This window comes from Streptomyces sp. NH27 (genome assembly GCF_056859195.1).
In genome coordinates this window covers 1-5,899 of record NZ_JACEGK010000509.1, presented here as the reverse complement: position 1 = coordinate 5,899, position 5,899 = coordinate 1, and the positions used below count along the sequence as shown (strand labels likewise).

General features: G+C 72.8%; 5 protein-coding genes. 2 read left to right on the top strand and 3 right to left on the bottom strand.

Features of this window, described 5'->3' with window-relative positions:
* Positions 1-109: 109 nt before the first annotated feature.
* Positions 110-652, bottom strand: a complete 543-nt coding sequence (locus AC13HU_RS30600) for a hypothetical protein (RefSeq protein ID WP_483045223.1) — start codon at positions 650-652, stop codon at positions 110-112.
* 266 nt (positions 653-918) lie between these two features.
* Here AC13HU_RS30600 and AC13HU_RS30595 point away from each other — a divergent pair, with 266 nt between their 5' ends.
* Positions 919-2,559 (top strand): translation initiation factor 2, encoded by a 1,641-nt coding sequence (locus AC13HU_RS30595; RefSeq protein WP_483045224.1) that lies wholly within the window; start codon positions 919-921, stop codon positions 2,557-2,559.
* A gap of 201 nt (positions 2,560-2,760) precedes the next feature.
* Here AC13HU_RS30595 and AC13HU_RS30590 read toward each other — a convergent pair whose 3' ends face one another.
* Complete coding sequence (locus tag AC13HU_RS30590; RefSeq protein WP_483045222.1) at positions 2,761-3,339, bottom strand: TetR/AcrR family transcriptional regulator; 579 nt, start codon at positions 3,337-3,339, stop codon at positions 2,761-2,763.
* Between the two features lie 91 nt (positions 3,340-3,430).
* Between AC13HU_RS30590 and AC13HU_RS30585 the strand changes: the two genes are divergently transcribed.
* Complete coding sequence (locus tag AC13HU_RS30585; RefSeq protein WP_483045221.1) at positions 3,431-3,877, top strand: anthrone oxygenase family protein; 447 nt, start codon at positions 3,431-3,433, stop codon at positions 3,875-3,877.
* Positions 3,878-4,051: 174 nt separating this feature from the next.
* Here the strand turns inward: AC13HU_RS30585 and AC13HU_RS30580 are convergent.
* Positions 4,052-5,899, bottom strand: a 1,848-nt coding sequence (locus AC13HU_RS30580; protein ID WP_483045220.1) for a hypothetical protein, incomplete at its 5' end; no start/stop codon positions are given.

Below are 5,899 nucleotides of genomic sequence, written 5' to 3'. Positions count from 1 at the left end.
TCGTCGGGGAGGGCGATGAAGACCTGCCATTCGGTGCCGTCGTAGGACTGGATCATGTGGGCGCGCAGGGCGCGGGTGTGGGGCATGCGCTCCTTTCGTCGGGCGGATGTCAGCTCGCGGGCAGGAAGCCGTGGGTGTCGGCGTAGTGGATGAGGTGGTGGAGGGCGCGTTCGGCGTGCCCGCCGTAGGCGTGGGCGGTGTCGGCGAGAGCCGTTGACAACTCCGGCTCGGTGTCGGCCTCTTCGTGGTCCTGTGCCTGCTCGCACGCGACGAGCCGGGTGCGGAGGTCGGCGAGGTCGCGGGCGGCCTTGGTCACGTCGTCGGGGCCCTCCAAGGAGACCTCCGCGAGGGCCCGTTGAAAGGCGGCACGGTCGTCGGCCGGCCCCTGCCCGGTGCGCTCCGCGAGGGCGACGGTCTCGGCCGCGTCGAGGAACCGTACGTAGGTCTGGCGCCGTACGTCCTGGGTTCTCAGGGCGACTTGCTCCTGAAGTGTCAGGCGGACGGTGTCGATCAGCGCGTCGGCCTGACGGTCACCGGCGTGCCGTGCGGCCTCGGCCTGCTGGACGCCGGCGCTGCGCCCGTACCAGCCGGTGACCACGCTGCCGGCGATGGCCGAGCAGGCCGCGATCAGTGCAATCCCCCAGTCGCTCATGGGCAGCATTCTCCCCGTGCCGTCCGTGACCGGTGTGGCAAGCGCTCGAATTGCCCGGGTTACGATCAGGACATGCCGCCCGAGGATCCTTCAAAACCCTCCCCGATCTGGGCAAATGGCCCATCCGGGGATACCGCCGCCGCTAGTATTGATGCTCGGGGCGACGGGCGACGGGCGACGGGCGACGGGCGACGGGCGACGGGCGACGGGCGACGGGCGACGGGCGACGGGCGACGGTACTGCTCGCGGCCCGGTCGGACGTGGCCCTGCACAGGTTGCTCGACGTGCTGCCCGCCTTCGAGGGTGACGCCCGTGTCACGCGGCTGTTCACGCTCGTCCCGGGCTCGCAGTTCGGTACGGACGCGCTGTCCGCGGTCGATGCGGCCGGCGGCCGGACGGTGCCGTGGGACGAGGCACGCCATCGGTCGTTCGACCTGATCATCACGGCGAGCCCGAAGGGCGCGCTGCGGCTGCTGCGCGGCACCCGCGTACTGCTGCCCCATGGTGCCGGGTTCGGCAAGGCGCTCGCGTCGGAGGGCTCCGCGGACTCGGCCTCGGGCCTGGACCCGGCGTATCTGCGGCCGCATGACGGCCAGTTGGCGTTGCACGCGCTCGCCCATCCCGACCAGGTCGCGCGCCTGGCCGCCGTCAGCCCCCAAGCCGCCACCCGGGCAAGGGTCGTGGGCGACCCGACCTTGGACCGCATGCTCGCCTCGCGGTCGCTGCGCGAGCGCTACCGCGGAGCACTGGGCACCGGAGCCCGGCAGCTGGTCGTGGTCGCCTCGACCTGGGGCCCGGAGTCGCTGCTACGGCAACGCCCTTCCCTGCCCGCCGAGTTGGCCGCTTCCCTGCCGGTCGACACCCACCAGCTCGCCCTGGTAGTCCACCCCAACGAACGCAGCACGCTCGGCTCGCTCGACCTCCGCGAACGCCTCGCGCCCGCCCTGGCGGCCGGCATGCTGCTCACCGCGGGATACGAGGAATGGGCCGCGGTCCTCGTCGCCGCCGACGCGCTGGTGACCGACCACGGCTCCGCGGCCCTGTACTACGCGGCAGCTCTCGGCGACGACATCGACCGCCCGATCGTGAGCGCCCACGACGGCGGCAGCGAGCTCATCCCCGGCAGCCCGATCGCCGAACTCCTCGCATCCGTAACCCGGTTGGACCGGGCCCGGGACCTCCGCGCGGCGCTGGCGGCCTACCGACCCGGGCCGGGCCGGACGGCCGCCCGAGCCGCGTTCGCCGAACAGGGGCGGGCACTGCCGCGGTTGAGGCGCGAGTTGTACGCGCTGCTCGGCCTCGACGAGCCCGCCGCGGCCGTCCGGCCGAGAGTACTGCCGAAGCCGGCCGGCCGGGCCGCCGGACCGGCGGCGTTCGACGTCCACGTGGACGCACCCGCCGGCGGCGACGAGGTGCGGGTGGAGCGCGTGGTCGCCGGCCTCGGGGCCGCAGGTCACCACCTCGCCGTCGAACACGGCGCGGCCAGCGAGGAGTTCACCCGCACCGCCGGGCTGCTCTACCGACGGGCCGCTGCTGCGACCGCGGGCCCGGTCGCGAATCCGCCCGCGAGCCCGTACCGAAGGACGTGGACGGCCGCCGCCTGGACCGGGTTCGTCCTATCGGACCACCCCGGCTGCACCACCGCCGCGGTCGTACTGCCCGACGGGCGGTGCCTGCTGCGCCGACGCGGCGACGACCGCCTGTGGACGGTGAGCGTCGAACCCTGGTGCCATGACGGCAGGATCGTGCACACCGACCCGGCCGCCGCGCTCTCCGCCGTACACGCCGTGCCTGCCGGACCCCATCAGCCCCCGGACCTGGTCACGTTGACGTGCCGGGTCGGCGAACACGCCTTCGCGGTACGGATGTCCCCGGCCGACCCCGGCGACGGCACGCAGCCGATCTAGGGCCGTGGCCGGGAGGGGGTCGATCGGCATCGCGGCTTGCGGGGCGGGCGCCCGTCCGGGGTACGGGGCCCGGCGGTCCGTGGCTGCGCCGCGCGGGCGCGAGTGACCGAAACGCGAGCGACCGGAAGCGATGCCGCCGGCAGGCAGCGGCGGGGCCCGAGGGCCCCGGCCGCGTGCCCGCCGGGATGACGGGATGTCGGGTCAGATCACGGGAAGCCGGTCCACCAGCAACTCCAGCCTCGGCTCGGCTTCCTCCGGCGGCAGCCGTCCCGCTCGGGTCAGGGTGGCCAGCCCGTGCAGGGCCGCCCAGAACACCTCGGTGAACAGTCCCGGGTGGATGCCGTCCCCGGCGACTTCGCCGAGGTTTTCCAGCAGGGCGGCGAAGGCGTCCTTCAGAGGTTGCGGGGTGTCCTCGTTTGCGAACGCCAGGCCGCCGTCGAGCTGGAACATGGCGTCGTAGACCGCCGGGTTGTGTACGGCGAAGTCGAGGTAGGCGCGGGCGAGGGCGGTGACCCGGGCGCGCGGGCCGTCCGCGGTGGAGGCCGCGGCCCGCACCGCCGCGGCCATCTCGGTGGCGCCTTCGAGGGCGACGGCGCCGATGATCTCCCGCTTGCCGCGAAAGTGGCTGTAGAGGACGGGCTGGCTGTATTCGATGCGCTCGCTGAGCCGACGGGTGGTGACCGCGTCCCAGCCTTGTTGCTCGGCGAGTTCGCGGGCCGTCGCCAAGATGAGGCGTTCGCGGGCCGCCCGTTCGCGCTCCTTGCGTTCCTGTACCGACATGATTCGATCCTAGTACCGCTAGACACGCGAGCGGCAGTACGACTAGCGTCGCCTCATCATCTAGTGATGCTAGGTCCCAGGAGGGGTCATCATGCTCAACGCGCTCCAGGTCGTCACCACCGTGGTCGTCGGCGTGATGGTGGGGGTGGAGTTCTCCGTCGCCTTCGTCATCAACCGCATCCTCAACGCCCTCCCCGGCGACAACGGCCTGATCGGCCGCGCCCACGGGGGCCGGATGCTCGGCGCCGTGATGCCGTTCTGGTACATCACCTCGCTCGTCCTCGCCGCCGTCTGGGCCATCGCCGGATGGCACCACCACGGCGCCGGCCTCGTCGTCACCGCCGCCGCACTGCTCATCCTCAGCGTGATCATGTCGATCCTGCTCCTCGTCCCGATCAACAACCAGGGCAAAACCTGGACCCCCGACAACCGCCCCGCCGACTGGAAGCAGCAGATGAACCGCTGGGACCGCTACCACTACCTCCGCGTCGCTGTCATCATCGCCGCCTTCGCCCTGCTGGCCACCGCCCTCAGCTGACCCCGCGGGCCGACAGCGCGCCGGTGGCGCACGATCCCCGCTCCCCGGGCGGCAGCGGATCACCGAGATCCCGACATCCCGAGATCCCGACATCCGCGAATGCAACTGCCGCCGAGAACCCACCACTCGGCACGAGGGGAGAACCCGCGCATTGATCACGACCCGATATGCGCCCTAATCCAGGCCGTTGCGTCGCCTGATCGCCGCCGCGGCGGTGCGGTGCTGCTCGGCGTCCGCCAACCGTTCTTCCTGCGTGGCGAGTTCGGCGAGTGCGTCGAGCACCCGGGTCTCGTCGAAGTCCGAGCCTCGACGGCGGGCACTGTCCAGGGACTCCTGGTAGAGCCGTCCGGCCGCCGCCAACTGGCCGCCGGTGCACAGCACATGGGCGAGGGCGAATCCGGTCCTGGCCGTCATCCGCTCGCGTTGCAGCGCCGCCGCCGCGGTGTGTGCCTCCGTGAGCGAGGCCCGCGCGGATTCGGTGTCGCCGAGCTTGGCCTGGGTCTGCCCGAGCCGGTAGGTCTGGAGCATGACGCCGTAGTCGTTGGAGATCGACGCGTGCAGCGCCCGGGACGCGGTGAACCGGGCCGCGGCCGAAGCCTGGTCGCCCAGTGCGGAGTCGAGCATGCCGTGGAACTCGACCGTCGAGGCGCGGAGCTTCGTGTCGAGTTCCTCCTCCCCCAGCAGAGCGACCGCGGCCGAGGCGCCGGCCAGTTCAGCGGCGGCATCGTCGGTGTTGCCCGACTCCCAGAGCCAGCGGGCGAGTTGGCATCTCATCCGGACGATGCCGCGGACGCCGCCGCCGCGCAGCGCGCACTCCACGCCGAGCCGGAAGATCGCGATCAGGTCGGCCTTGGGCGGATGGTCCAGCGCATACGTCCACGCGGGCTCGCACAGCGCCACGACCAGCGCGTCCAGGTCTTCCGCATGGGCCGCGTGGGCGGCCCGGGCGGCCGCGAAGAGCGTGTGGCGCTCCTCGTACTGCCACCGGGCCACCCGGCGAAGGCGCGTGCACCGCTCCTCGTCGGTGTCCGCCTGCTCCGGGTCGGCCAGCGCGACGTCCGGCGCCTGCGGGATCGGGTCGATCCGTGCCGCGACGACCAGCCGCTTCCCGGCGAGGAACAGGTCGGCGCGCTGCTGCTGGCGGACGTACCAGCGCAGGAAACGCGCCAGCGCCTGGGCGAGTTGGTCTTCGCCGCCGGCTTCCGACCGCGCCTTGGTACGGGCATGGCTGCGATGGGTCTGCGGCAGCCGCAGCCGGGCGTTCCGGTCTCCGGCGGCCGAGCGGACGTCGACCAGCCCGGCTCGGTCCAGTTCCTCCAGCGCCATGTCACAGGCGTCGGCGCCCCGTCCCAGCAGCGCCGTGGCCGAGGCGCGGGTGAACGTCGGCCCCGGGTGGACGGACAGCGCCCGGTACAACAGCGCGGCCGGCTCGGACAGTTCGCCGTACGCCGGGTCGAGCACCCGCTCCGCCACCGACGCGACCTTCGCGTCCACGGCCGACCGCACCTCGTCCAGCACCCGGGACAGCGGACGAAGCCCGTGGCTGCGCACCGTGCAGCCCGCGACCCGTAGCGCCGCGGGCGAACCCTCGCACAGCCGCAGCAGGGCCGCGGTGGCCTCCGGGGCCTCGGCGAGCCGGTCGCCGCCGACGATCTCCGCCAGCAACTCCCTTGCCGCGGCGTCGTCCAGGGGCGCCACGGGCACGTCCACGCTCGTCCCGCCGTCCAGGTCGTACAGCGGGGCGTGGCTCGTCACCAGCACCACGCTCTCCGACGCCGGCAGCAGGTCCGCGACCTCCGAGCCGTAGCGGGCGTTGTCCACCACCAGCACGGCCCGGGTCTGCGCCGACTTCACGTGGTACTGCCTCCGCCGCGCGCCGAACGACCGCTTCACGCTTGCCGGTTCGACCCCCAGCGACTCCAGCAGCTGCGTCAACACGTCGCCCACGTCCACCGCCCCGCCCACCCGGTAGTCGTCCAGGTCGACGCAGAACACATGCGGAAACCCGCCGTCCTCGTACAA